We start from the raw sequence: 22,914 nt of genomic DNA on the forward strand, positions 1-22,914 counted from the left end.
AACTGGAAGCCCTGACCCGGTTCATGCCGGAGGGCCCCTGGACGGCCGATCTTCCGTCCTGTCTGTACCGGCAGGGCGGCCTGGAGCTCCGGATAGCCGTCCTCGGCACGTACGACACCAACGAGCATTCCTGGATGTGGGGATGGGCCAACCCGGGGCTGCGCGGCAGCGAGGTCGTGGCGCTGACCGGCGCGGTCGAACGGTACGGACGGGCCCACGGGATTCCCGAGTTCACCGAGGAGGCCGTGGACCTGTCCGGCTTCGCGGACCCCCGGCGCGCGGCGGAGACGCTCGCCTTCGCGGGTATGGGCGTGGCCGAGGCCCCCGGGTACCTGGGCCTCCCCGCGGGCCCGGACACACGGGTGTACTTCCTGCCGGACGACCCGCAGGTTCCCCGGGCGGCGCTGGACACGGTCGCGCTGCCGCGGGAGCTGGTCACCGGGGCGGGCCTGATCGGCCGCTCGGCCCGCAGGGTCGTCACCGGCTACCTGGAGTACCACGCGCTGCCCTGGCGGGAGGACGGGAACCGCATCCTCACCGAGCTCCCGGGGGCGGCGGGGCGGAGGTCGCCTTCGATGCGGCGGACCGCATCTCCGGCGTGCGCCTCACCATGGCCTGAGCGACCCGCCGCGCACGCTCGCCGAGACCGGGTCGGTCGGGTCAGGCCGGGTCCGGTCGGGTCCGGTCCGGTCGGGTCAGGTCCGGTTCGGGGTCAGGGGCAGCCTGGCGACGCGCTGGTCGCCGGCGAGTTCGCCGGTGGGGTGGAAGCCGAGGCCGAGGTAGAAGGGCTCGGGGCTGTTCGCGCCGGTGTTCCAGCTGACGTACGCGTGGTCGACGCCGCGGGCGCGGATCTCCTCGGTCACGGCATGCACGGCGAAGCGGCCGTAACCCTTGCCCTGGTGGCGGGCGTCGATGTTGAGGCGCCAGAGCCCGCTGCGCCGGTCGTCGGGGTCGGTGGCCGGGTCCCACACGATGTCGTGGAAGGCCATCACGAAGCCGACGACCTCGTCGCCGTCGACGATGGCACGCGGCCAGGCGGTCGCGGTGTGCACGTACGCCTCGGTGAGGGACTTCACCACGGGGGAGACCAGGTGCGCCTGATCGGCGCGTACCTGTATCGCGCAGACCGCGTCGAAGTTGTCGGCGGTGACGGGTTCCAGGCGCAGCGTGCCCGGTGCGGGGGTGTTCAGGGCTGGCATGCCCCTCAGCGTATCCCCGGCCCGACCCGGCCCGACCCCGGCCCGACCCGGCCCGACCCCGGCCCGACCCGGCCCGACCCCGGCTCACCTCAACCCCTGCTTCGCGCACCGTGAAAACCGGGTGCGGCCGCTCGCCCCGCCCTGGGATCATCCCGGGATGGTCCACCGACTCGAACCCCTGGTCATCCGGCACACCCACCGCGTCCCCTGCCCCACAGGACCCGTCGGGGAAGGCGCAGTCGCGGCGCAGCAGTTCGACGCCGCGCTGATGTCCGTGGGCTTCAAGCTCTCGGCCGAGCTGCTCGCGGACCTGTCGGGGCTCTCCGAGGGCGCGGTCGTCGAGACCGCCGTGGGGACGCTGGGCACCGTACGGGAGATGGTCGGCGACCACGTCCGGCACAACGCGTACTTCATCGACTTCCCCGCCAACGTCCCCGACACCTTCGACTTCTGGATGCGCTGCATCGCCGACGCGCTCGCCGACGACGAGACGCGCACGAACACGCTGGAGCAGCTGAGCACCGGTGTGGTGGACCTGCTCACCCTCCCCTCCTACGGGAACTACCGGCACACCTACGCCGAGATGCTGACCCACCACGACGAGCTGATCGCCGCGGCGGGAGACCGTATGACGGTCCTGCACCTGGGCGGGGCGCTCGACGACGAAATCACGTCCCTCTACCTGGCGTTGGCCGGCAGCACGACCCCTCTCGGCGAGGACGGTCTGCGCGATCTGCAGGACCTCGCCGGCCACTGCGCCGACGGGCCGCAGCCCGAGGAGATCCCGGTACGGGAGAACCGGGCCGTGGTCAACCAGGCCCGGCTGACGGCCGGTGCGGGACTGCTGCTGGACACGGTCACCGATGTGCTCCGCCTGGCCTGCGCGTTCGCGGGCGGCGATGTGACCCTGCAGGAGCCGACACGGCTGCGCACCCTGCCGCGATCGGTGCGCCGGGCGCTGCTCGCCGGCCTTGACACGGTCGTCGCCGCGGCGCCGGCCAAGCTCGCCGACGTGCACGCCCACCGCGAGATGTGGAAGCGGCTCGGCGAGCGGCTGCACCCGCACGAGTACCCGCAGTGGCCCTACGCCGCCGACGTGTTCGCCGTCGCCCGCGGCGAGAAGACGGCGCGCTCCCTGGACAGCCGGGTCGAGGAGCTGCTCGCCCGTGGCGATACCACCGCGGCGGTCGAACTGCTGAAGGCCGCGCCCGGCAAGCTCTTCCGCTCCCTGGACCAGCTGCTGCGCGACTCCTTCACCCAGGAGGAGCGCGACGTCGTCGTGGCCGCCGCCGAGCAGGTGGTCCCCGATGTCTCCGGCCGGGTCGTGCTGTCGGTGCGCCAGCACCTGCACAACCGCGAGCAGGAGACCGGGGAGCAGCGCGTGTTCGTCAACCGCCTCGGCCGGGCCTGGGTCACCGACGACACCCGCCGGCCGGTGTTCGCGCCCGAGCGCGAGCGACTGATCGCCGCGCTCGACGCGGAGCTGCGCCGCCGGCTGCCCGCCGCGGACCACCTGCTGGTCGACCCGGACGTCCTGGACGTGGCGCTGCCGCTCAGCGGCAACGCCACCGCGTCCGGGCTCGGCGTGCTGCCGCGCGGCTCGGTGTCGCGCGTGGACGGAGAACTGCTGCGCTTCTTCACCTACTGGAAGCAGAGCGAGAAGTCCACCGACTACGACCTGTCGGCGGCGCTGCTGAACGCCGACTACTCGACCGCATCCTGGCTGTCCTACACCAACCTGCGCGGGGTCGAGGGCGAGCACTCGGGCGATATCACCAACGCTCCCGACGGAGCCTCGGAGTTCATCAACCTGCGCCTGGGCGCTGTGCGCGCCGCCTGCATCGTGCCGCAGATCAACATCTACTCCGGGGAGGGCTTCGAGGAGGTGGAGGAGTCGTTCTTCGGGTTCATGCTGCGCGAGGGCGAGCAGAAGGGGCGCCCCTTCGAGCCGCGCACGGTACGTATGAAGTCGGAGCTGCGCGGTCCGGGCCGGGTCGCCCTGCCGCTGGTCTTCCTGCGCGGTCCGGACGGCCGGTGGCGCGCCAAGTGGCTGCACCTCTACCTGAAGGGGACTCCGTCGTCGAACAGGGTCGAGGGCAACCGGGCCACGGTGGCGACGCTCCTGCGCGGCATCATCGAGCGCGAGCAGCTCACCGTGCGCCACCTCACCGAGTTGATGACCGGCAGCGCGACGACGGTCACTCTGTGGGACGGCAAGACGGTTCCGGCGGGGCCCGTCACCTACATCGGCCTGGAGCGCCCCGCCGGGCTGCACCCGCAGTCGCGGATCGTCACTACCGAAAACCTGCGTGACCTGATCCCCGCCTGACTGTTAACGTGGCCGTGGCGAGGCCATGAAGGGGCTTCCTTCTCCACACTCCTTGAAATTAGTCCCTTCGCTTTCCTCGCCGCCGACTTGAGGCCTCCGGTCGCCCCGCCTGAACGCGGGACGGCCGGAGGCCTTTCGCATGGCCGCCGGCTCCTTCCCCCTCAGGCCAGGAACTCGGCGACCAGCTCGGAGAACGCCTCCGGAGTGAGGACCTCGACGCCGAGTTCGGCCGCCTTGACCGCCTTCGAGCTCGGCTTGCCGCCTGCCGACGGTGCGGAGACCAGGATCGAGGTCTTGGGGCTGACGCTGCTGCCCGCGCGGCCGCCCGCCTTCTCGATCAGGGCGTTCATGGCGTCCCGCCCCCGGCCTTCCAGCGCTCCGGTCATCTTGCCGGTCACCACCACGACCTTGCCCGCCAGCGGACCCGAATCCTGCGCCGCCGAAGTGTCCTGGGGCTCGGTCATGTTGACGCCCGCCGCGGCGAGCTTGTCGATCACCGGGGCCAGAGCGGCGATCTGTTCGACGATCACCGGGGCCTTCTCCGGGCCGATGCCGTCCACCGCCTGCATCGCCAGGGCATCGGCCTCGCGGACGGCGTCCATCGTGCCGAAGTGCCGGGCGATACGGCGCGAGATGCTGCGTCCGGTCCCCAGAATGCCCAGTGCGCACACCACGCGGTTCAGTGGCCGGGCCTTCGCCGCCTCGATCTGCTCGGCGAGCTTCGCGGCCCGCTTGGCGCTCCCGGAGGCGGTGGTGAGCTGCTCCAGGGACAGGCGGAACAGGTCGGCGACGTCCGCGACGTCACCGGCGTCGACCAGGGCCTTGACGTACGTTCTGCCGAGTCCGTCGATGTCGAGCATCTCGCGCCCGGCGGCGTACTCGATGAGCGCCGGGAGGGCGCAGGCCGCGCCCTTGGCGCAGCGCCACCGCTCCTGGGTCTTGTTGATCTCCCCGCCGCAGCTCGGGCACTCCTGGGGGAGCGGTACCTCCACCGCTCCCGCCGGGCGGAGCGGCACCACGGCCGCCTGGACGCGCGGGATGATGTCGCCCGCCTTGTAGACCGTCACGGTGTCGCCCAGGTGCAGGTCCCGGCGCCGGATGTCGGCCGGGTTGTGCAGCGTGGCCCGGGTCACCGTGGACCCGTCGATCAGCACCGGGGCGAGTATCGCGGTCGGAGCGAGCACTCCGGTCCGGCCGACCTCCCACACCACGTCCTCCAGCACGGTCTGCCGTTCGACGGCGGGGAGCTTGAAGGCGACGGCGAAGTAGGGGAAGCGACTGCCCAGACCCGCCGCCTCCTGCTCGGCCGCGTCGTTGACCTTGATGACCACCCCGTCGATACCGAACGGCAGCCCGGGGCGCAGCGCGGCGATCTCGTCCACCCGCTGCTGGGCCTCGGCGAGTGTGGCGACCACGTGCAGCCCGGCCGGGGTGTCCGCGGTCGTCCGTACGCCGGCCCGCGCGACCGCGGCCAGCACCTCGGCGTGCGTGGCCCCGGCGGGCAGGAACGCTTCCCCGTCGAGTTCGACCGCGCCGTACGTCCGACACGTCATCATCAGCCGGTACGGGCGGTCCTTCGCCCTCAGCGTGCCGGCCGTGCCGTTGCGGGGGTTGGCGAAGACCTGCGCGCCGTGCGCGGTGCGGACCGCGTTCGCCGCCTCGAACTGCTCCTGGGTGAACAGCACCTCGCCGCGCACCTCGAAGGTGGCCGCCACCGGCAGTTGCTCGGGCAGGCCCTCGATCTGCCCGATGACGTGGCTGACGTCCTCACCGCTGCTGCCGTCGCCCCGCGTGATGATCTGCACGAGCCGCCCGGCCCGGTAGCGGGCCGCCACGGCCGCGCCGTCCAGCTTCGGCTCGACGGTGAACCCGCCGACCGGCTCACGGCCCAGCCGGCGCTGCAGGGACTCGCCCCACGCCACCAGGCCCTCGGCGTTGAACACGTTGTCCAGGCTGAGCAGCCGGGTGGTGTGCGCAACATCCCCGACCGGGGCCGCGCCGTCACCGACCTGCCCGGTGGGGGAGTCGGCGGCGGCCTCGTCGGGGTGCTCCGCCTCCCACGCCAGCACGGCGAGCCGCAGCTGGTCGTACGTCACGTCGTCCATCGCGCTGTCGCCGTCGGCGTAGTACGCCCCCGAGGCCGTGCGCAGGCGCTCGAGCGCGGCCTCGTACTCGGAGCGGCCGGACAGGACGGGGATGCTGGGCATGCTGGACAGCGCCTGAACGGCGGAAAGGTTCGTCATGCCAGTGATCCTCTCGCGAGGCACTGACAATCGGGCCGGGCACCGGGCACACCTCCCGCACGCCCGTTGTCGTACGGTCCGCGGGCCCCTCGTACACGGTCGGGCGCCCGGTCCGGAACACCCCGGACACCGCGCGCCGGCACCGTGAGCGCCTGGCGGATCAGCGTGTTTCCGGCCCAGCCGTTCAGGCCGACGGCCAGTGGGCGCAAGCGTGCCCGGCCGGTCCGGTCAGCGGCGCCGGCCCGTAGCCCCGCCGGTGTCCGCGTCCGCCAGCTGCCTCTCGGCGGTGTCCAGCAGCATCTCCAGCGCGACCGGGTACGCACTGTGCGGCATCCGGGCGGCCAGCAGCCCGGCCGTGGCCGCGATGTTCGGGTACGCGTCGGTCGGCAGCCGGGCGTACGTCGACTCCCACCTCTCCTCGTCCGACTCGCGTGCCTTGTCGGTCAGCGCGAGGGACCCCGCGTCGAGCGCCGCGAAGGCCAGGGCCTGGTCGATGTAGGCGTGGTAGATCCGCACCGCGTCCGCATCGGGGAACCCCGCGCCGCGCAGGCTCCCGAGGATCGCCTCGTCGGTCGCGATCTCGCGCGGCCGGCCGGTCACCCGGCTCGCGGTCAGCAGTGCGGCCTGGGGGTGGGCGAGGTAGGCGCCGTGGATGCGGAGCCCGAGCGAGCGGAGGTCGTCGCGCCACCGACCGGTGGGGGCCCAGCCCGCGAGCGCCCGCCCGATCAGCTCCTCGCCGATGGCCAGGGTCAGTCCGTCCATGCCGTCGAAGTACCGGTACAGGGTGCTGGGGTCCGCGCCCAGAGCGGCGCCCAGCCGCCGGGCGGACAGGCCCGCGCTCCCGTGCTCGCGCACCATCCGCAGGGCCGTCTCGACGATCAGCCGCTCGGAGAGCACCGTCCCCTGCCGGGTCGGGCGCCGCCGCCTGCGGGCCTCCTCCGGGACCACGTCCTTCGCCATCTCCCGGCCTCCCGTCCTTATGCCAACACCATTGACCTTAACTCGGGCCGACGGGTTGCATCAGCCCCCTGAGGCGCACGCCTCACAGAGAAAGGACCTCGCCATGCGTGTTCTGCTTGTGGGTGCCGGCGGTGTCGGGAGCGCGATCACCAAGATCGCCGCCCGCCGCGACTTCTTCGACCACTTCGTCGTCGCCGACTACGACCTGGCCCGCGCCGAGGCCGCCGTCGCGGCCCTCGGCGGCCAGGAGCAGCGCTTCAGCGCCTGCCGCGTCGACGCCTGCGACGAGGCGGCCGTCACGAGCCTGCTCGCCGAGCGCGGATGCGACGTCCTGATGAACGCCACCGACCCTCGGTTCGTGATGCCGCTGTTCGACGCCGCACTGGCGGCGGGCAGCCACTACGTCGACATGGCCATGTCCCTCTCCCGCCCGCACCCCGACCACCCGCACAGCGCATGCGGGGTGAAGCTCGGCGACGAGCAGTTCGAACGGGCCGGGGAGTGGGAGAAGTCGGGCCGTCTCGCCCTCGTCGGCATGGGCGTCGAGCCCGGCCTCTCGGACGTCTTCGCCCGCTACGCGGCGGACCGGCTCTTCGACGAGATCGAGGAGATCGGCATCCGTGACGGCGCCAACCTGACCGTCGAGGGCTACGACTTCGCCCCGTCCTTCAACATCTGGACCACGATCGAGGAGTGCCTCAACCCGCCCGTGGTCTACGAGCGCGAGCGCGGCTGGTTCACCACCGAGCCCTTCAGCGAGCCGGAGGTCTTCGACTTCCCCGAGGGCATCGGACCCGTCGAGTGCGTCAACGTCGAACACGAGGAGGTCCTCCTGATCCCGCGCTGGGTCGGAGCCCGCCGGGTCACCTTCAAGTACGGCCTCGGCGACGACTTCATCGGCAAGCTCAAGACCCTCCACGCCCTGGGCCTGGACTCCACCGACCGGGTCGCGGTCCGCGGCGAGGACGGCAGCGAGGTCCGCATCTCGCCCCGCGACGTGGTCGCCGCCTGCCTGCCGGACCCGGCGACGCTCGGGGACCGTATGACCGGCAAGACCTGCGCCGGCACCTGGGTCAAGGGCACCAAGGACGGCCTGCCCCGCGAGGTCTACCTCTACCACGTGGTCGACAACCAGTGGTCCATGGCCGAGTACGGCTCCCAGGCCGTCGTCTGGCAGACCGCCGTCAACCCGGTGGTGGCCCTCGAACTCCTCGCCACCGGCGTGTGGGCGCAGTCCGGCGTCCTGGGCCCCGAGGCGCTGCCGCCGCAGCCCTTCCTCGACCTGCTCACCGCGTACGGCTCCCCGTGGGGCATGCGCGAACAGAGCGACGGGGCCCGGACCGCGGGCCACTGACCGCGGGGCACCTCGCGCTCCTTCGCCTTGGACGGGCGCGGACCGACATCAGGCGAATGCGTCGAAGCCCTGGCTCCAGGGCCAGGGGTGGCAGGGGCCTCGGGCGACGGTGTCAGTCTGCTGAAGTATCCTTCCCGCCACTGCACACCGACTGCAAGGAAAAAGAGAATTGACCGGCCTGTCTGCTTTCCCGCTGCCCTTTCATGCTTCCCGTTCCATATCGTTCGCGACCCCCCGAACGCTGCGGGAACTTCAGATGATGCAGTGCAGCGCGCTCATTCGGGCGAAGCCGGGGTGGTTCGACAAGATGAACGATCCCGAGATCGTCGCCCGGTGGACGCAGGAAGCGATGGCCCAGGGCCTCACCGAAGCGCAGGTTGGGTACGTGCTTGCCGAACTCCTGCATTACGCCGCGCTCCGCGACGGTCGAACCGGCGTCGAGGTGTCCGCCGTCGACGGGGTGTGGCAGTCGGACACGCTGGTCGACGAAAAGCTCAGAACCCGGCTGCGCGAGGCGGTTCGGGTTCTGGAGCAGGTGCCCGAGGCAGAACAGGACTGGCATCCCGGATCCGACGGCCAGGTGCTGGATCTGGTCCATCCCTCGCTGTTCTGTCTGGTGCGAGAGGTGAGCGGTGCGCCCGAGAGGGCTTGGCAGAACCCGACGAACCGCTACTCGAGGTACGAATTCTCGGAGAAGTTCCAGTGGCTGCCCACTGACGTCGACGTCAGTGATGACGGCGATGTCGCCTTCCGTTCGTACGTCAACAACGTCCATCCCGAGCAGCATCGCGAGCTGACGTCCGTCCTGCCGGACCTGTTCGCATGCATGCGCCCGCTGCTGGAGAACGTGCTCACCGATCTGCGTCATCCGCGGCCCCTGCGGATCGAGGTCGATCCTTACGGGTGGTACGACTCGAAGCCGGAGTATCCGAACAAAAGCTCCTACAGTGATGAGGGGGCCTACGCAGAAGCCCTCCGTGTGTGGGGAGAGGCCCAGGACGACTGGTGGGAGAACCGCAGTCCGGTCGTCCCGGACGCCCCGGCCTTCACGCCGCCCGTGTTGCCCGACGAGTCCGCCCGAGTCGACCTGCGCGGCCGTGGTCTCCAGGTCATCGTCAAGCTCGCCACCATTCATCTCACCCCGGACCAGCCCGAGTACTCCGGCGGTTCCTGGCATGTCGAGGGGATGTTGAACGAGCGGATCGTTTCGACCGGCATCTACTACTGGGACAGCGAGAACATCACCGAAAGCAGCCTGGGTTTCCGGGCGGCACTCGACGACCCGGACTACGAACAGAACGACGACAGCGGCATGCGTGAGGTCTACGGCCTGGAGGACGAAGACGCACTGAACCAGCTGCTGGGATCGACATCGACCCCAGCGGGCCGCTGCCTTGCGTTCCCGAACATCCTGCAACACCGCGTCGGCTCATTCCGCCTCACGGACCCCACGCGCCGGGGCCATCGCAAAATTCTCGCGTTCTTCCTGGTCGACCCGTCGGAAAAGATCGTCTCGACGTCCGATGTACCACCGCAACAGCCATGGTCCGACACCTCGACCATGACGCTTGAACAGGCCAAGGACTACCGCGAACAACTCATGCAGGAACGCAAGTTCTTCGTCGACGAACACAACGAGCAGCTCTACGAGCGAGAATTCTCCCTCTGCGAGCACTGAACCTCGCCCATCCTCCGTCCGTGGCAGCGACGATGTGCCCCGCCACAGGGAACTGGTGGCGATGCCACGGACGGAGGGGGCGAACGTCACCGATGTCTACCGAGGAAAAGGGTCCGTGCCGCTTTGGACGGGTCGTGGACACCGCCGTCAGCGACTCGCGAGTGGCCGACAGCCGTGCGTACCGGATCCCGACTCGGCCCGTCGGCAGCCGCTTCGCCGTGTGGGATCGGAGAGTCACGTGGCCGGGCGAGGCGAGCCCGGCCACGGGGGCGGCCGTACTGGTCGGGCGTCGATGGCATGCAGTACACCCGGATCCACGACCTGCTGGCACGCGACCGGCGTGCGTCTACAGCTGCATCTCCGTAACCTCCTCCGCGCGCGCCTGGTCCGTCGGTGTGTCCCGCGCCCCGCGGCAGGCCCGGCGCTGTTGAATCGGTCCATGACTAAGAGCGACGCTTCGGCTCTCTTCGGTAACCGGTTTCTGACGGTGCCCGCTCCCTCGGAGACCTTCCCCGAGGAAGGCATGGCCGCCACCGATGCGATGAGGCTCGTGGATGTGGATCTCGCGATGGAGGGCGACCCGCAGCGCAACCTCGCCACGTTCGTCACCACGTGGATGGAGCCGGAGGCCCAACGGCTGATCGCCGAGAACCTCCACCGCAATTTCATCGACCATGCGGAGTACCCCATTTCCGCCGACATCGAGCAGCGCTGTGTGCGCATGCTCGCAGACCTGTTCCATGCGCCGGGCAGGACGACCGGATGTCGGACCCAGGGCTCATCCGAGGCGATCATGCTCGGGGCGCTGTCGTTGAAGTGGAAGTGGCGCGAGCGCCGCCAGGCAGCCGGCCTGTCGATCGACCGGCCCAACCTGATTTTCGGGGGTGACGTCCATGTCGTGTGGGAGAAGTTCTGCCGCTACTTCGACGTCGAGCCGCGGATCGTGCCGCTCGCCGAGGACAAGTACACGATCGGCCCGGAGGACGTGGAGCCCCACCTCGACGAGAACACGATCGGCGTCGTCGCCGTTCTCGGCACCACGTTCACCGGCCACAAGGACGATGTCGTCGGGATCGACAAGCTCCTGCGGGACGTTCGCAAGAAGCGGGACCTCGACATTCCCATCCATGTCGACGGCGCCAGCGGCGCATTCGTGTGGCCCTTCCTCTACCCGGAGTCGAAATGGGACTTCCGGCTCGAGCAGGTCCGTTCGATCAACGTCTCGGGACACAAATACGGACTGGTCTACCCCGGCATCGGATGGCTGGTCTTCCGCGAGGAGGCCGATCTCGCCAAGGACCTCGTGTTCTACGAGAACTACTTGGGCAAGACCGACGCGACGTTCACGCTGAACTTCTCCACCGGTGCGTCGATGGTGCTCGCGCAGTACTACAACTTCGTGCGGCTCGGTCGCCAGGGCTACACCTACGTCATGCAAATCATGCAGGAGAACGCCCGCACGTTGGCGGAGAACCTGCGGAGCAGCGGCCGCTTCGAGGTGATCGGGAGCGACCTCGAGCAGCTGCCGCTGGTCGCCTTCCGCCTGGCCGGCAAGCACGCGTACGACGAGTCCGACATCGCCTGGCAGCTCTCGGCCGAGCGGGGCTGGATGGTGCCGGCGTACACCCTCCCGCCCAACGCCGAGCGGGTGAAGATCCTGCGCGCCCTGGTCAAGGCGACTCTGAGCCGTGAGCAGGTCGATCGCCTGACCCAGGACATCGCCGACGCCTGTCGCACGCTGGACGACAAGGGTGCGACCCACGGAATCGAGCGGGCCCAGGTCAAGCGCGGCACCGGCTACTGACGCGGCACCCTTCCACGATCCGAAGTGCTCGGGCAGGGCCGTGCGGGCTGCCGCACCCGGCTCTGTCCAGGCAGAGATCAGGTGCGGCAGTGGTGGGGCAGGGGTCAGGCGGCGGCGAGGCTGATCTGGTCGTTGAAGATCACCCAGCGCTGGCCGCGGTCGGCGGAGTCGCACGGCTTGGTCGAAATGTTCGGGGTCTGCCAGGCGTTGGCCAGGCAGTAGGCCGGAGCATAGGTGAGGGAGATCTGCTGACCCGAGACAGTCCAGTACTGCCCCTGGTCCTTGGAGTTGCAAGGCTTTACCGAGACGTCCTGGGCGTTCCACGTGTTGGCGAGACAGTAGCCCCGCGCATTGCTGAGGGAGATCTGCTGGCCCGAGAGGGTCCAGTGCTGGCCGCGGTCGGCGGCATCGCACGGCTTCGTGGAGATGTTCGGGGTTTCCCAGGCGTTGGCGAGGCAGTAGAGGCCGGGAGCGCGCAGGGACGGGGCGGCGGTGTCTACGGCCTCTGCCCCGACGGCCGGCAGGAGGGAGGAAGTCAGGGCGAGCGTCGCGACGGCGAGCGTCTTGCGGAATGCGATTTCCATGGGGCGGAATCCGTTCTTGCTGGAGGCGTGGGATTCGCGCACGATCACAAGGTGATTTCCCAACTCGGACCCGAGCGCATGGCAATTGGTAGCACCACTCATTGGTTGGCCAACGGTTTCTGCGCCGCACGTTCATTCCAAGGAGTCCGGATGTGCGATGATCCGAAAGATTTCCGAGTGGCGGAACAAGCCCGCCGGCATGCGGGGATATCCCGCCCACCAAGCCGTGATCGCGTTGTGGCCGATGCGATCACGGCGTCGGAGCCGGCGTGAAAGAGACAGCGAATGCGGGGCTGGGGGCGGACGCGCAGCATGGAGGCATGGTTGTACTCTCGCGGCCGGGTCGACGTTCGAAGGCCTCCGCGCCCGGTCGGCCTCCAGGGCGCCCGGAGCCTCGTATGCCCCGCCGTATGCCGCCCGGCCTGCCCCGCGCGTCCTGCACAGCTTTCGCGGCCCTTCTTACTGCGGTTCTGACCACCGTGCCGATCGGTCCCGCCCATGCTTTCACCGGTGGCAACCACGAGGACATCACCAGGGCGGCACTGCCCTGGGAGCCCGTCACGCTGACCGAGATGGCCGATGCCGTCAATGGGGCGATCAACGCCAACGACCGCCCGCCGTACTTCGGCGTCGGCCCCCTGCACTGCGACAACGCCGACTACCTCGCCGCCCGCTATGCCCCCGACTACCCCCGGACCCGGGACGAGGCCGACACCGAGCTCCTCGCGTGCATCCGTACCTCCGTCACCCGCTTCCGCAACGCGGTCGAGGCCGCCGACGGCCTCGTCGACGCTGACGGCAAGGTGCGCGCCGACCAGAGCGACCTGTCCTCGCACTGCACGTGGGACGAGAAGCCCGGGCGGGCCAAGTGCGCCGTCCTCGAACAGCTCGGTCGCGGGTGGCACCAGATCGAGGACTTCTACTCGCACTCCAACTGGAGCGACCGGCCCGCTCCCGGCCCGATCGGCATCGACAACCCGCCCGGCCTGGAGCGTAGGGACGTGGCGCCCTTTCTCGACATCCGCCGCTACAGCACCATGAAGGACGCCGACTGGACCCGGGACGCGCGTGAGCGTATCCCCGCGGACCTTGCCACCGGCTGCTACACCGACATCGATTCCACGGGTGTCAAGCCCGCCGACTGCGACGGCCGGGTCGCCCACGACCGCGCCCTGAACAAGGACACCCTCGCATCGGCCCGTTCGGGGACGGGCGACAACTTCCGTCACGCGACGGCCGGGGCCACCGCCGAGATCACGCGCCAGTGGGAGGACTTCAAGGCCGAGCTGCTCGCGAAGTACCCCGATCACCGGCGCGGCGCACAGATGGTCTGCGCCCTCGTCCACGACGACCCGGCCGACGCCTGTCCCTGACGGACCCTTGGGTGTTCGGCACAATGCGACGTTGCGTCACACCGGTTCCGGAGTGAAGGGACGCAACTCGTCGGCCCCGGCCCGTACGACGCCGTAGCTGCTCTCGGGTACCTCGTTCCAGGCGCCGGGCAGATCGCCGAGGGGTTCGGAGACCACCAGGCGGGTTTCGTCGGACACTTCCTGAAGGAAGGTGACTTCGGGGTGCAGCTTGCGCAGCGAGTCCACCCGGCTGCTGTAGAAGAGCGACCGGGAAGCGCCCTGGCTGGAGTAGCGGAAGGCCCACACGGACGTCCCGTCGCTGACGGCGACCGTCATCTGCATCGGATACTCCACGCCGTGTTCGCGGCCGACGCGTTCCACCAGCCCCACCATCCGGGCGACGGCGCCCGGCGGGTCCTCCTCCAGGCCGAAGGTGAGCGCGAGGTAGAACATGGTCTCCGAGTCCGTCGTCCCCTCGATCTCGGAGTACAGCGCGGGGTCGACGAGCATCGTGAGGTCCCGCCGCATGGCGTGGAAGCCGGAGACGGAGCCGTTGTGCATCCACATCCAGCGGCCGTGCCGGAACGGGTGACAGTTCGTCTGCTGCACCGCCGTACCCGTCGACGCCCGGATGTGGGCGAAGAACAACGGGGACCTGACGTGGTCCGCGAGCTCCCGCAGGTTGCGGTTGTTCCAGGCCGGGCCGACGTCCCGCATGAGCGCGGGGGTGCCGTCGCCGCCCTCCGGGTACCACCCGACGCCGAACCCGTCACCGTTCGTTGTCTCGACACCCAGCTTGGAGTGCAGGCTCTGATCGATCAGCGAGTGAGCCGGTTTGTAGAGGATGGTGTCGAGCAGCTGGGGTGTTCCCGAGTAAGCGAGCCATCGGCACATGAGCGATCACCTGTTTTCCTCACCTGAACCTGCGGGAATGCCTTGTCGCGCTCGCCCCCCGGCCAACCCCATTTTCGCCTCCTTCGCCGCGCGTCGCCATGCGGAGCGGCCGGGCCGTCGGGTCGGCGGTGCCCGCACGCAGTTCTATTCGCCCAAGTGTTCGAGATGCGGGTCTGGGGTCCCGCAGTGCTTGTCGTGGGGGAGCAGCCCGAGCATGCCGAGCAGAACCTCGCACTCCACGGGGTTTTCGCGGCCCGAGCTGCCACCGCACGGCGAGCTGCCGCACGATCGGCCGGAGCCGATGCGGACGGCACGGCCGGATCGGTCTATCCCGGCGAGGTCACGCGGTAGTGGCCCCTGCGGTGATCAGGTCGCGGACCGCCGGCAGGCCGGCTTCCGCCAGGGCGCGGCGCTGGCGGTCGGCCGCCGTTCCCCGTCGGCGCAGCCGGTGGACGAGCGAGGTCACCTCGCGGTGATCACCGTTCTCCTCGAGGGCGGGGCCGATGTACCGCAGGAGCGCGCTCAGCACGTCCCCGCTGCTCCGCAGCCGGCCCGTCGGGTCCACCAGCGTGCTGCCCAGTCCGTGTCTGGCCGCATGCCACGTCGCGGCCTGCAGGAGCTCCGCTCGGCAGGGCACGAGAGCGACTCCGGCCTTTTCCTCGGCTACCGCGGTGGCGGCGAGCCCGCGGACGACGCCGGCCAGTATCACCGCGTCGTCCGCCTCCAGCTGCACGTCACAGCAGCGCACCTCAACCGTCGGGTAGCGCTCGGAGAGCCGGGCGTGCCAGTACAGCTGCCCCCGGTCCGGGATCACCCCCGGTTTCACCAGCGCATCGGCCCGCGCCTCGTAGTCCGCGAGCCCCGCGAAATGCGGTGGCGGGCCGCTGACCGGCCAGCGGCCGAAGACGATCGTGCGCCAGCTGGCGAAGCCGGTGTCCCGTCCGTCCCACAGGGGCCCGTTCGCGGACATCGCCAACAACGTCGGAAGCCAGACACGCAGCCGGTTCAGGACGGCCACCCCGGTCTCGCGGTCGGGCACCCCCACATGGACGTGCATCCCGCAGATCAGCTGCTCATCGACCAGCAACCGGGCCTCTTCCTGCATCTTCACGTACCTCGCCGTGCTGGTGATGGGTACGGGCGAGGCGTTCCTGACCGGCGCGGTGGCAGAGACGGCGATGCGGCAGCCGTTCGCCTGCGCGGCGGCGGCGACCGCCTGGCGCAACCGCAGGAGATGGCCTCCCACCTCCACGAGGGCCGTGCACACAGGGGTGGCGACTTCGATCTGAGCCTGCAGCAGCTCGTCCTGGACCTCTCGCTCTTCCGCGATGGGTGCCAGGCGGGCTGTGGCACGTACCTGCTGCACGAGTGGGGTAGGAAGGAGCGTCTCCGGGTTGACCAGCAAGTACTCCTCTTCGACCCCAACAGTGATCATGCTGGGTAGTACCCCGAACCAGATGTGATCACCCAGGTGAGGGCCGATTGCCACACAATGAGGCGCAATCCGGTGCTCCTCGCGTGTCTCGTGCGGGAGGAACGCCGGGTCCGTCAGTCGGCCGGGAGTTCCTCCGCGGGCAGCCGTCCCTCTCGTACCGCGTCGACCAGTGCCTGGTGATCGCGTTCGTTCTGGTCGGCGTACGCCTCCGCGAAGGTCACGAGGGCCCGGTCGAAGGAGTCGCCACTGCCCAGGTAGGAGGCGATCGCAATCCGGTCACCGGACCGCGCGTGCGCGCGGGCCAGGGTGATGCCGCAGACGCCACCGAACGTCTCCAGCTGCCTGGGCGACATCGTCTCCGGCATCGCGATGCCCTTCCAGTCGCGCAGTTGGCGGATGTAGAAGTCGCGGCGCCTGCCGTCGAGCCCCTCCACCCGTTCCCAGCCGAGGAACATGTCGCTCGCCGCCTGCATCAACCGCTGCCCCGCGACCACGCGCTCGCCCTGGTTCCGATACCGGCTCGCCCCGACGTGGTCGGCGAGCACGGACGTGTCGGCCTCCTTGGCCTGCAGGAACAACGGGTCCCCGCCGTCCCGTCCCAGGAGCAGGAAGATCCAGCACCGGGTGCCGACGCTGCCGACCCCGACCACCTTGCGGGCGACGTCGACCAGCTGGTAGTCCTCCAGGAGGGCGCGCCGGTCGGACGGCAGCGTGACTCCGTACCGCTCGATGAGTGCCTTGAACTGGCGCTCCAGCGAGGCGCGCTCGGCGTCCGGCATCAGGTCGGCGATCGGTACCAGCAAGGGGGGATCCGCCGCGATCATCGGCCGGCCGTCCACCACGTGCGTGAGTTTGCCGAACACCTGCAGGGCGTCCCGGGAGCGGGCCTTGGCCATGGCGAGGTCCAGCTTCTTGCGGCCCTTCTTGTGGAGCTGGTCCGTGGTCAGGGCTGTGAGGCGGGCGGCGTCGATCTTCGCGTACCAGACGTCGAGGTTGCCCATGCCCGCGAAGTGGATCATCGCCTCACGGTACGAACGCACCGTGCTGCCGACGATGCGGGCGCGCTCGGCATCGTCGAAGCCGTTCGCCCGGGCGGCAATGACGAAACTCGCCGACAGGCGTTTGACGTCCCATTCCCAGGGGCCCGGCAAGGTCTCGTCGAAGTCGTTGATGTCGAACATCAGCTCCCGCTCCGGCGAGGCCAGCAGCCGGAAGTTCAGCAGGTGCGCATCCCCGCACAGCTGGGCGAAGATCCCCGAGTCGGGGCTGCCCGCCAGGTCGGAGGCCATGATCGCGGCGGCGCCCCGGTAGAAGCGGAACGGGGACTCGGTCATCCGGCCGTACCGGATCGGCACCAGTTCCGTCACCCTGGTCCTGGACTGGGAATCCAGGATTTCCAGCGGGTCCCGTCGGTTCGGTGAGGGCTCGTACACCGCGTGCCCCGACCGTGGTGAGCGGCGCCGGGCCGCCTTGCCGAGTGCCGCGCGCTCCTCGGGCGTGGCGTGAAGTGACGCGCGCATCGTCGTGGTCGCGTGCTGGGGCATCCAAGGCCCTCCTGTCTGGCCCTCTGGCCGTGAGGTCGCCGGCGTTCGGTGGCCGGCAACGTGCCGTGGTTCCGTCCGATGCCGACCGTGCCGATCACCGATGCGGGTGGAGTCTGCTCTCGGTCAGCCGGGCCGCAGCGCTGGGGCTCGGTCTGGGGCGTCGGCGACGGTGACCAGGACGTCCTGCAACTGCTCGGTGGTCACGCATGCCCTGACGGCGCGGTCGACGTGGGCCAGGGACGAAGCCGGGCGGAGCCTGCGGGGCGGCCAGGGCTGCGAGGACGTCGGCCAGGGTGCCCAGGACGGGAGTTTCGCCTGCAGCGGCCATGTCGTACGCCTCCCGTGGGCTTTTGACACCGAGCCGGGAATGATCGTGGAGCATCGGGTGTCCGCGAGCGCCGGGCCTTCCTCAACCGTAGATCCGTCCTGGTCACCCCGCATGGCGACCCGCTTCTCGGACCCCTCCCTCAGGCCCTGAGCCCTCTCGGAGCCAGGGTTCACGACCAGTGCGTCGTCGGACCGGCTGCCCCGGCTGCCCCGGCTGCCCCGGCTGCCCCGGCGGTCGGCGAGGACGGAGCCGTCATGCCGTGCAACAGGACGCCGAGCCCGCAGGGGCGTGGCGGGTCCGGCACGGGCGTCAGGGCAGTTGCCAGGACAACACCGCAGCACCGAATCGCGCCTGACCGGCCGGCAACTGCTTCAACGGTGTGGCCCGCACCCCCGGTGCAGGGCATCTGCTGCGCGATCCACGCTCGACACGGGTGAGTGGGCGCCTCCACGTCCGACCCCCACAAAGGCCATAACGTGCATGCATGGGTGCTATGTGTAGTTCCTTGGCAGCGATCGGGGTCCCGGTCCGGGCAGCAGGATCGGACGTGGCCGACCCCGGCACGACGTATGCCGGGCGGGCGACGCGGGCCGACAGGGTGAACCCGTGCTGAAGAAGGCTCTGGTCGCGCTGGGGATCGTTCTGGTTCTGCAGAGCTTCTTCGCGCTCTGCCTGGTCAGTGCGCTGCAGCTACTGGTGCTGCGGAGCACCCCGTTCGGGGTGACCGGTGCGTCGCCGGTCGTGAACGCGGTGGCTTCGAAAGTGTCGCTGGATACCCGCAGCTACGCGAACGAGTCCGCGGTGATGGAGGCGATCGGCCAGAGCAAGCTCTACGGCGCCTACCTGCCCGGCCAGGCGAGCGACACGCTGATCGTCGTCCCAGCGAAGAGTTTCTTCGGCCGGGTGGAGGTGGAAGCCGCGTTCGAGGACGCGGCCAAGAAGCTCGACAGGCCCCTGACGGTGCAGACCGTCAAGCCGTTGCCGAAGTACGACCGCCTCGGCGGTGTCTCGGGTCTGCTGTTGATCCCGCTGCTCATCGGCGGCTACCTGGCGGCCGTCCTGCTGCTCAAGGCGACCAGGACGGCGGCGGCCCCCTGGCATGTGGCGATGCTCGTCGGCTACTCGGCGGTGGGCGCCCTGCTGACGGACCTCATCGCCGGGCCGGGGATCGGCGCATACTCCAACAGCCACTTCTGGCCGCTCCTGCCGTGCTTCATCCTGATCGCCGCCTCGGTAGCCCTCGCGGCGGCAGCCTTCCAGCGTCTCCTGGGACCTGTGGGCACCCTCGTGGTCGCGACCCTGTTCATCATCGTGGGCGGCTCCGCGGCCGGCGGGGTCGGCGTCACCCTCCTGCCCGAGTACTGGCAGCACCTCGGCGCCGTCTTCCCGCCCCAGCACGCCATCACCCTGGTGCGCAACGTCATCTACTTCAACGGGAACAACATCACCACACCGTTGATCGTCCTCGGCCTGTACGCGCTGGGCGGCGGCGTCATCGTCGGCTACCTGGGACGGTGGCGGCCGGTCAAGCCGGCCGGCGCACCCCAACCCGCCGACGCGTCGGACACACCCGACGCAGTCGAAGCCCCGGCCACACAGTCCGCGGGCCCGAAGACGCTCGTCCGGGTCCTCATCGCGCTGGCGATCGCCGCTGTCATGCAGTGCCTGTTCACCGTCAACTACATGAGCTCGGCCCACGAACCCGTAGCGACCGACATGCCGTTCGGTACCGTCGGACCGTCCCCGCTCCTGGCCGCGACCGAGAAGAACCTCTCCCTGAAGGTCAGCCAGTACCTCAGCGAGCAGGCAGCGAAGGACGCGATCGACCAGGCCGAGATCTACGGGGCGCTCATCCCCGGGCAGGCATCGAACACCCTGCTCGTCGTCCCCACCCTCAGCGACGTCGCCCCCCTCGACCTGGCGGCGAACTTCGAGATCGCAGCGAAGAAGCTCGGGCAGCCGCTCAGCGTCCAGCAGTACGCGCCACACCCGCTGGCGAAGAAGGACCCGTTCGGCTTCGTGGTGTCCCTGATGCTGGTCCCGCTGCTGGTCGGCGGCTACATGGCCTCGACCATGCTCAGAACCGTCACCGGCAGCGCGACCGGACGCCGGCGCCTGACCGCCCTCCTCGGCTTCTCCGCCGTGGCCGGCCTGGTGGTCAACCTCGTGGTCGGCCTCTGGCTGCAGGGCTATCCCTTGGAGAAGTTCTGGATCGTGTGGCCGATCCTGTCGCTGATCGTCGCCGTCGTCGCCCTCGTCGCCGCCGTCCTGCAAAAGCTCCTCGGCGCCGCCGGAACCCTCGTGACCGTCATCGTGGTCATGCTCTTCGGCAACCCCTCCTCCGGAGGGGCCAACGGCGTCCCGTACCTGCCGGCGTTCTGGCGTGACATCGGCCCGTTCCTGCCGCCCCGCAACGCCTACATCCTGCTCCGCAACACGATCTACTTCGACGGCCACGGCACCACTCAGGCCCTCGTCGTCCTCCTGGTCTACCTGGCCGTCCCGGCGATCGCCCTTGCCCTCCTCGACCGGTTCCGCACACCGGAGATCCCCGTGACCCGCGAGACCGAGGCCGAAGCGACCGCACTGACCGTCCCCGTCGGCGGCCTGCCCTAATAGGTTCTGTCTCTTTGGCCAGTGTCGGGTTCGGATGAGGATGCCGGCGAGGTGGAGTGCGGCCTGGTGGGCGATGGCCTCGCCGTTGGCGGTGGCCGATCCGGTCGGACGGCTGGGGGACGACCGCGTGGATTCCCCGGCGTCGCAGGTGGGCCCGGATGGCGGGTGAGGAGTGGGCGCGGTCGGCCAGCACAGGCCAGGGGGCCGGCCCGGCCGTCGGCCGCCAGGTGGACCTTGGTGCTCAGGCCTCCGCGGGAGCGTCCGATGGCGTGGTGAGCGGTCCGGAACGGGCCGAGCTCGCCCGGCAGATCACGCCAGGGCGAGTTGGTGCGGTCCTTCCAGGAGTGCTGTGACCGCATACGTTCACCGGCTTTGGTGTCGGTGGCTCGGCTGGGCCTGAGTACCCTCGGCTCGTGGAACGTCGCGAACAGTATGTGAGGTACCGGCAGGATCGGGCCGTGCTGGCATCGATCGGGGCTCATCTTGATCCCCGGATCAGTCGGATCAGCGTGCGGTTGCCTCGGTCCGTGGCAGAGTCGGCAGTCGCTGCCTGGGATCGCGAGGAACTGGGTGGGATCGGCGAGGAGAGCCACGAAGAGTACGAACTGCGTGACGATGCTGCCGAGCTGGCTTTCATCGGCCTGGCGATCTCCTCGCGCGGCGTGTGGGACGGTGAGGAGGTCGTCGTCGACCTGGATGTCGTCCAGATCGCGGCGGCGTTGCGGGCTGCGCGGTAGATCAGGCTGCGGCAGCGGGGGATCGTCCTCCCCACCGGATGCCCCCGCAAACACGCGGCACGGGTTCTCGGGCCTGACCGGGTCACATGACGGGAACAACAATTCGCGCCCCTTGGCCAGCCTCTCCGCTGCGGCGGGACGTGGAAGGCGGTGGGGTGTGCGTCACCGTGTGGCGGCTGTTGGCCGGTCACGGTCGTGGGGGAGCCGTGCGAGGGTGATCACGCGGAGGAGCCATTCCACCGGGGCGTAGCGGTATCGCGCCGTGAGCCATGCGCTGAGGGCGAGTTGGCCGGCGTAGAGCACGAGTGCGCCGAGTATGACGACGGCCGGGCTGAGGCGGTCGTAGAGTGCCGGCCCGTAGCCGGTGAAGACCAGGGCCATGATCAGGGACTGGCTCAGATAGTTCGTCAGGGCCATCCGGCCGGCGGGAGCGAAGATCGCAGCGATCCCGGCGCCGTGGGCGGTCCTCATGAGCAGGAGCATCCCGCAGATGTACGCGGCGGTGAGTGCGGGGGCCGTGACCATTCCCACCATCGAGCCGAAGGATGACCATCGCGGACCGAGCGGCCCGCTGACGGCCAAGGCCATGAAGAGGCTCCCGGGCAGCCCCACGGCGGCACCGATCACGAAGATGCGGCGCATCTGCGCACGGTGGTGCCCCGTGTCGGCGAGCAGGCGCCGCTTGCCGCAGTGCAGCCCGACCAGGAAGGCCGCCATGACGAAGCCGCTCAACAGCAGCGCGGCGAGGAATTGGTCGGGCAGCTGGCCGATGTTGGCCTGCACGACTGACGAGGCGTCACCACGGTAGCCGGCGATCAGTTCGGGCACACCTTCCGCGAGTTCGGCATCCGCTTCGGCTGCTTCGGCATCCGACATGAGCAGCGTCCCCAAGCCGACAAGAAGGAGGAAGGCGCTGAGGCATCCGTACAGGACCCGGGCGGCGCGAAGCGCCCGTGCGCAGTTGCGTGAGGCGATCAGGATCAGGCCGAGCACCGCGTACGTCATGAGGATGTCGCCGGTGTACAGGAGAACGGCGTGGAGGACTCCCAGGACGAGCAGGCCGAGCGAGCGGCGCAGCAGGCGGGGAACAGGGCTCGTGCCATCGCGTTCGGCGGAGGCCAGCTGGAGGGTGAAGCTGTAGCCGAAGAGGAACGAGAACATCAAGTAGAACTTGCCGACCGCGAAGGTCTGGACGACACCCTCGACGGTCCGGTCGAGTGCGGAGGCACCTGGATCGGTGATGGCTCCGAGACCGTACGGACCGGCCATCATCAACGCGTTGACCAGCAGGATGCCCATGAGCGCGAACCCGCGCAGTGCGTCGACCTCCGGTATCCGCGTCGACCGATCTCCTGGTGCGTGCACAGCCGTTGAAGGCACTGCTTCCCCCTCCGCAGTCGTAGGTGTGAGGGCTCCCCCCCCGTGCCGCACCTGCGGCCGGCGTCGTCCAGCGGGTCCCGGCGCGTGCGGCAGAGCTGACGGAAGGAAGCGCCGACCTGATGCGATGACGGTAGCCCAGTCGAAGCGCCCGGACGCCTGCGCCAACGACCACACCGAGCTCCGTGCCGCAGGTGCCACAGGGGCAGGCACCGGCGCCGCCGACTGCAGGTGGAGCCGGCAGTACTCAGCCACCAACTACACCCAGGAATGGGCTGACCTGGTGGGGCAGAACGCCCGGATGAGTTTCTGGGGCAGGCCGCTGCACGCGACGACCGACGCCTTCTCTGCCGCAGGTTTCCGTCTGGCCGTCATCAGCGAGCCACAGCCCGATCCGGCCGCTCGCGAGCTCAGGGGCGGCGTGCTCGCCGGCTCGGAGGCAGTTGCTACAGCGCACGGACGCCCCCTTGTCCGTATCCG

General features: G+C 69.7%; 15 protein-coding genes and 3 pseudogenes. 9 read left to right on the forward strand and 9 right to left on the reverse strand.

The window, feature by feature from the left end; all coding sequences use genetic code 11:
• Nucleotides 1-23: 23 nt before the first annotated feature.
• Nucleotides 24-326 (forward strand): annotated as a pseudogene (locus OG373_RS39285) (DUF6882 domain-containing protein); the annotation flags it as partial.
• 369 nt (nucleotides 327-695) lie between these two features.
• Here OG373_RS39285 and OG373_RS39290 read toward each other — a convergent pair.
• Nucleotides 696-1,199: a GNAT family N-acetyltransferase gene (locus tag OG373_RS39290; protein ID WP_405443661.1), complete on the reverse strand. Its 504-nt coding sequence runs from the start codon at nucleotides 1,197-1,199 to the stop codon at nucleotides 696-698.
• A 157-nt stretch (nucleotides 1,200-1,356) separates the two neighbouring features.
• Here OG373_RS39290 and OG373_RS39295 point away from each other — a divergent pair, with 157 nt between their 5' ends.
• Nucleotides 1,357-3,528, forward strand: a complete 2,172-nt coding sequence (locus OG373_RS39295) for a hypothetical protein (protein WP_405443662.1) — start codon at nucleotides 1,357-1,359, stop codon at nucleotides 3,526-3,528.
• A 161-nt stretch (nucleotides 3,529-3,689) separates the two neighbouring features.
• On the opposite strand, the gene ligA is transcribed toward OG373_RS39295, so the two are convergent.
• Nucleotides 3,690-5,771, reverse strand: coding sequence for an NAD-dependent DNA ligase LigA (gene ligA / locus OG373_RS39300; RefSeq protein ID WP_405443664.1), 2,082 nt, complete (start codon nucleotides 5,769-5,771; stop codon nucleotides 3,690-3,692).
• Between the two features lie 228 nt (nucleotides 5,772-5,999).
• Entirely contained in the window at nucleotides 6,000-6,731 is a 732-nt protein-coding gene (locus tag OG373_RS39305; protein ID WP_405443665.1) for a TetR/AcrR family transcriptional regulator, read from the reverse strand.
• A gap of 103 nt (nucleotides 6,732-6,834) precedes the next feature.
• On the opposite strand from OG373_RS39305, the gene OG373_RS39310 reads away from it, so the two are divergent.
• The 3 genes from OG373_RS39310 to OG373_RS39320 all read left to right on the forward strand — a co-directional run bounded on the left by OG373_RS39310 (nucleotide 6,835) and on the right by OG373_RS39320 (nucleotide 11,567).
• Nucleotides 6,835-8,085, forward strand: coding sequence for a saccharopine dehydrogenase family protein (locus tag OG373_RS39310; protein WP_405443666.1), 1,251 nt, complete (start codon nucleotides 6,835-6,837; stop codon nucleotides 8,083-8,085).
• Nucleotides 8,086-8,254: 169 nt separating this feature from the next.
• Nucleotides 8,255-9,763 (forward strand): DUF4246 domain-containing protein, encoded by a 1,509-nt coding sequence (locus tag OG373_RS39315; protein ID WP_405443667.1) that lies wholly within the window; start codon nucleotides 8,255-8,257, stop codon nucleotides 9,761-9,763.
• 439 nt (nucleotides 9,764-10,202) lie between these two features.
• Complete coding sequence (locus OG373_RS39320) at nucleotides 10,203-11,567, forward strand: glutamate decarboxylase (RefSeq protein WP_405443668.1); 1,365 nt, start codon at nucleotides 10,203-10,205, stop codon at nucleotides 11,565-11,567.
• 104 nt (nucleotides 11,568-11,671) lie between these two features.
• Here OG373_RS39320 and OG373_RS39325 read toward each other — a convergent pair whose 3' ends face one another.
• A complete protein-coding gene (locus tag OG373_RS39325; RefSeq protein ID WP_405443669.1) occupies nucleotides 11,672-12,151 on the reverse strand; it encodes a ricin-type beta-trefoil lectin domain protein in 480 nt (159 codons plus the stop codon).
• Between the two features lie 479 nt (nucleotides 12,152-12,630).
• On the opposite strand from OG373_RS39325, the gene OG373_RS39330 reads away from it, so the two are divergent.
• Entirely contained in the window at nucleotides 12,631-13,524 is an 894-nt protein-coding gene (locus tag OG373_RS39330) for a hypothetical protein (RefSeq protein ID WP_405443671.1), read from the forward strand.
• 36 nt (nucleotides 13,525-13,560) lie between these two features.
• On the opposite strand, the gene OG373_RS39335 is transcribed toward OG373_RS39330, so the two are convergent.
• The 3 genes from OG373_RS39335 to OG373_RS39345 all read right to left on the reverse strand — a co-directional run bounded on the left by OG373_RS39335 (nucleotide 13,561) and on the right by OG373_RS39345 (nucleotide 17,376).
• On the reverse strand, nucleotides 13,561-14,397 hold the full coding sequence (locus OG373_RS39335; protein WP_405443673.1) for a class II glutamine amidotransferase: 837 nt from the start codon (nucleotides 14,395-14,397) through the stop codon (nucleotides 13,561-13,563).
• 340 nt (nucleotides 14,398-14,737) lie between these two features.
• Nucleotides 14,738-15,832 (reverse strand): glutamate--cysteine ligase, encoded by a 1,095-nt coding sequence (locus OG373_RS39340; protein ID WP_405443675.1) that lies wholly within the window; start codon nucleotides 15,830-15,832, stop codon nucleotides 14,738-14,740.
• A 113-nt stretch (nucleotides 15,833-15,945) separates the two neighbouring features.
• Nucleotides 15,946-17,376, reverse strand: coding sequence for a DUF2252 domain-containing protein (locus OG373_RS39345; RefSeq protein ID WP_405443676.1), 1,431 nt, complete (start codon nucleotides 17,374-17,376; stop codon nucleotides 15,946-15,948).
• Between the two features lie 934 nt (nucleotides 17,377-18,310).
• Here OG373_RS39345 and OG373_RS39350 point away from each other — a divergent pair.
• The gene (locus OG373_RS39350; RefSeq protein ID WP_405443678.1) at nucleotides 18,311-20,320 is read left to right on the forward strand and encodes a hypothetical protein; all 2,010 of its coding nucleotides are present in this window, start codon (nucleotides 18,311-18,313) and stop codon (nucleotides 20,318-20,320) included.
• Between the two features lie 52 nt (nucleotides 20,321-20,372).
• On the opposite strand, the pseudogene OG373_RS39355 reads toward OG373_RS39350, so the two are convergent.
• Nucleotides 20,373-20,664 (reverse strand): annotated as a pseudogene (locus OG373_RS39355) (hypothetical protein); the annotation flags it as partial.
• Between the two features lie 69 nt (nucleotides 20,665-20,733).
• Here OG373_RS39355 and OG373_RS39360 point away from each other — a divergent pair.
• Complete coding sequence (locus OG373_RS39360) at nucleotides 20,734-21,057, forward strand: hypothetical protein (protein ID WP_405443680.1); 324 nt, start codon at nucleotides 20,734-20,736, stop codon at nucleotides 21,055-21,057.
• Nucleotides 21,058-21,219: 162 nt separating this feature from the next.
• Here the strand turns inward: OG373_RS39360 and OG373_RS39365 are convergent, their stop codons facing one another.
• Complete coding sequence (locus tag OG373_RS39365; protein WP_405443681.1) at nucleotides 21,220-22,437, reverse strand: DUF418 domain-containing protein; 1,218 nt, start codon at nucleotides 22,435-22,437, stop codon at nucleotides 21,220-21,222.
• Between the two features lie 241 nt (nucleotides 22,438-22,678).
• Between OG373_RS39365 and OG373_RS39370 the strand changes: the two are divergent.
• Nucleotides 22,679-22,846 (forward strand): annotated as a pseudogene (locus OG373_RS39370) (SAM-dependent methyltransferase); the annotation flags it as partial.
• Between the last annotated feature and the right edge of the window lie 68 nt (nucleotides 22,847-22,914).

The sequence above is a fragment of the Streptomyces avidinii genome (genome assembly GCF_045161815.1).
In the GTDB taxonomy this organism is placed as follows: domain Bacteria; phylum Actinomycetota; class Actinomycetes; order Streptomycetales; family Streptomycetaceae; genus Streptomyces; species Streptomyces avidinii.

Coding starts and splice junctions, on each gene's coding strand:
- OG373_RS39345 (WP_405443676.1), bottom strand. CDS start 17,376: ATGCCCCAGCACGCGACCACGACGATGCGCGCGTCACTTCACGCCACG.
- OG373_RS39290 (WP_405443661.1), bottom strand. CDS start 1,199: ATGCCAGCCCTGAACACCCCCGCACCGGGCACGCTGCGCCTGGAACCC.
- OG373_RS39325 (WP_405443669.1), bottom strand. CDS start 12,151: ATGGAAATCGCATTCCGCAAGACGCTCGCCGTCGCGACGCTCGCCCTG.
- OG373_RS39310 (WP_405443666.1), top strand. CDS start 6,835: ATGCGTGTTCTGCTTGTGGGTGCCGGCGGTGTCGGGAGCGCGATCACC.
- OG373_RS39295 (WP_405443662.1), top strand. CDS start 1,357: ATGGTCCACCGACTCGAACCCCTGGTCATCCGGCACACCCACCGCGTC.
- OG373_RS39335 (WP_405443673.1), bottom strand. CDS start 14,397: ATGTGCCGATGGCTCGCTTACTCGGGAACACCCCAGCTGCTCGACACC.
- OG373_RS39340 (WP_405443675.1), bottom strand. CDS start 15,832: ATGATCACTGTTGGGGTCGAAGAGGAGTACTTGCTGGTCAACCCGGAG.
- OG373_RS39320 (WP_405443668.1), top strand. CDS start 10,203: ATGACTAAGAGCGACGCTTCGGCTCTCTTCGGTAACCGGTTTCTGACG.
- OG373_RS39305 (WP_405443665.1), bottom strand. CDS start 6,731: ATGGCGAAGGACGTGGTCCCGGAGGAGGCCCGCAGGCGGCGGCGCCCG.
- ligA (WP_405443664.1), bottom strand. CDS start 5,771: ATGACGAACCTTTCCGCCGTTCAGGCGCTGTCCAGCATGCCCAGCATC.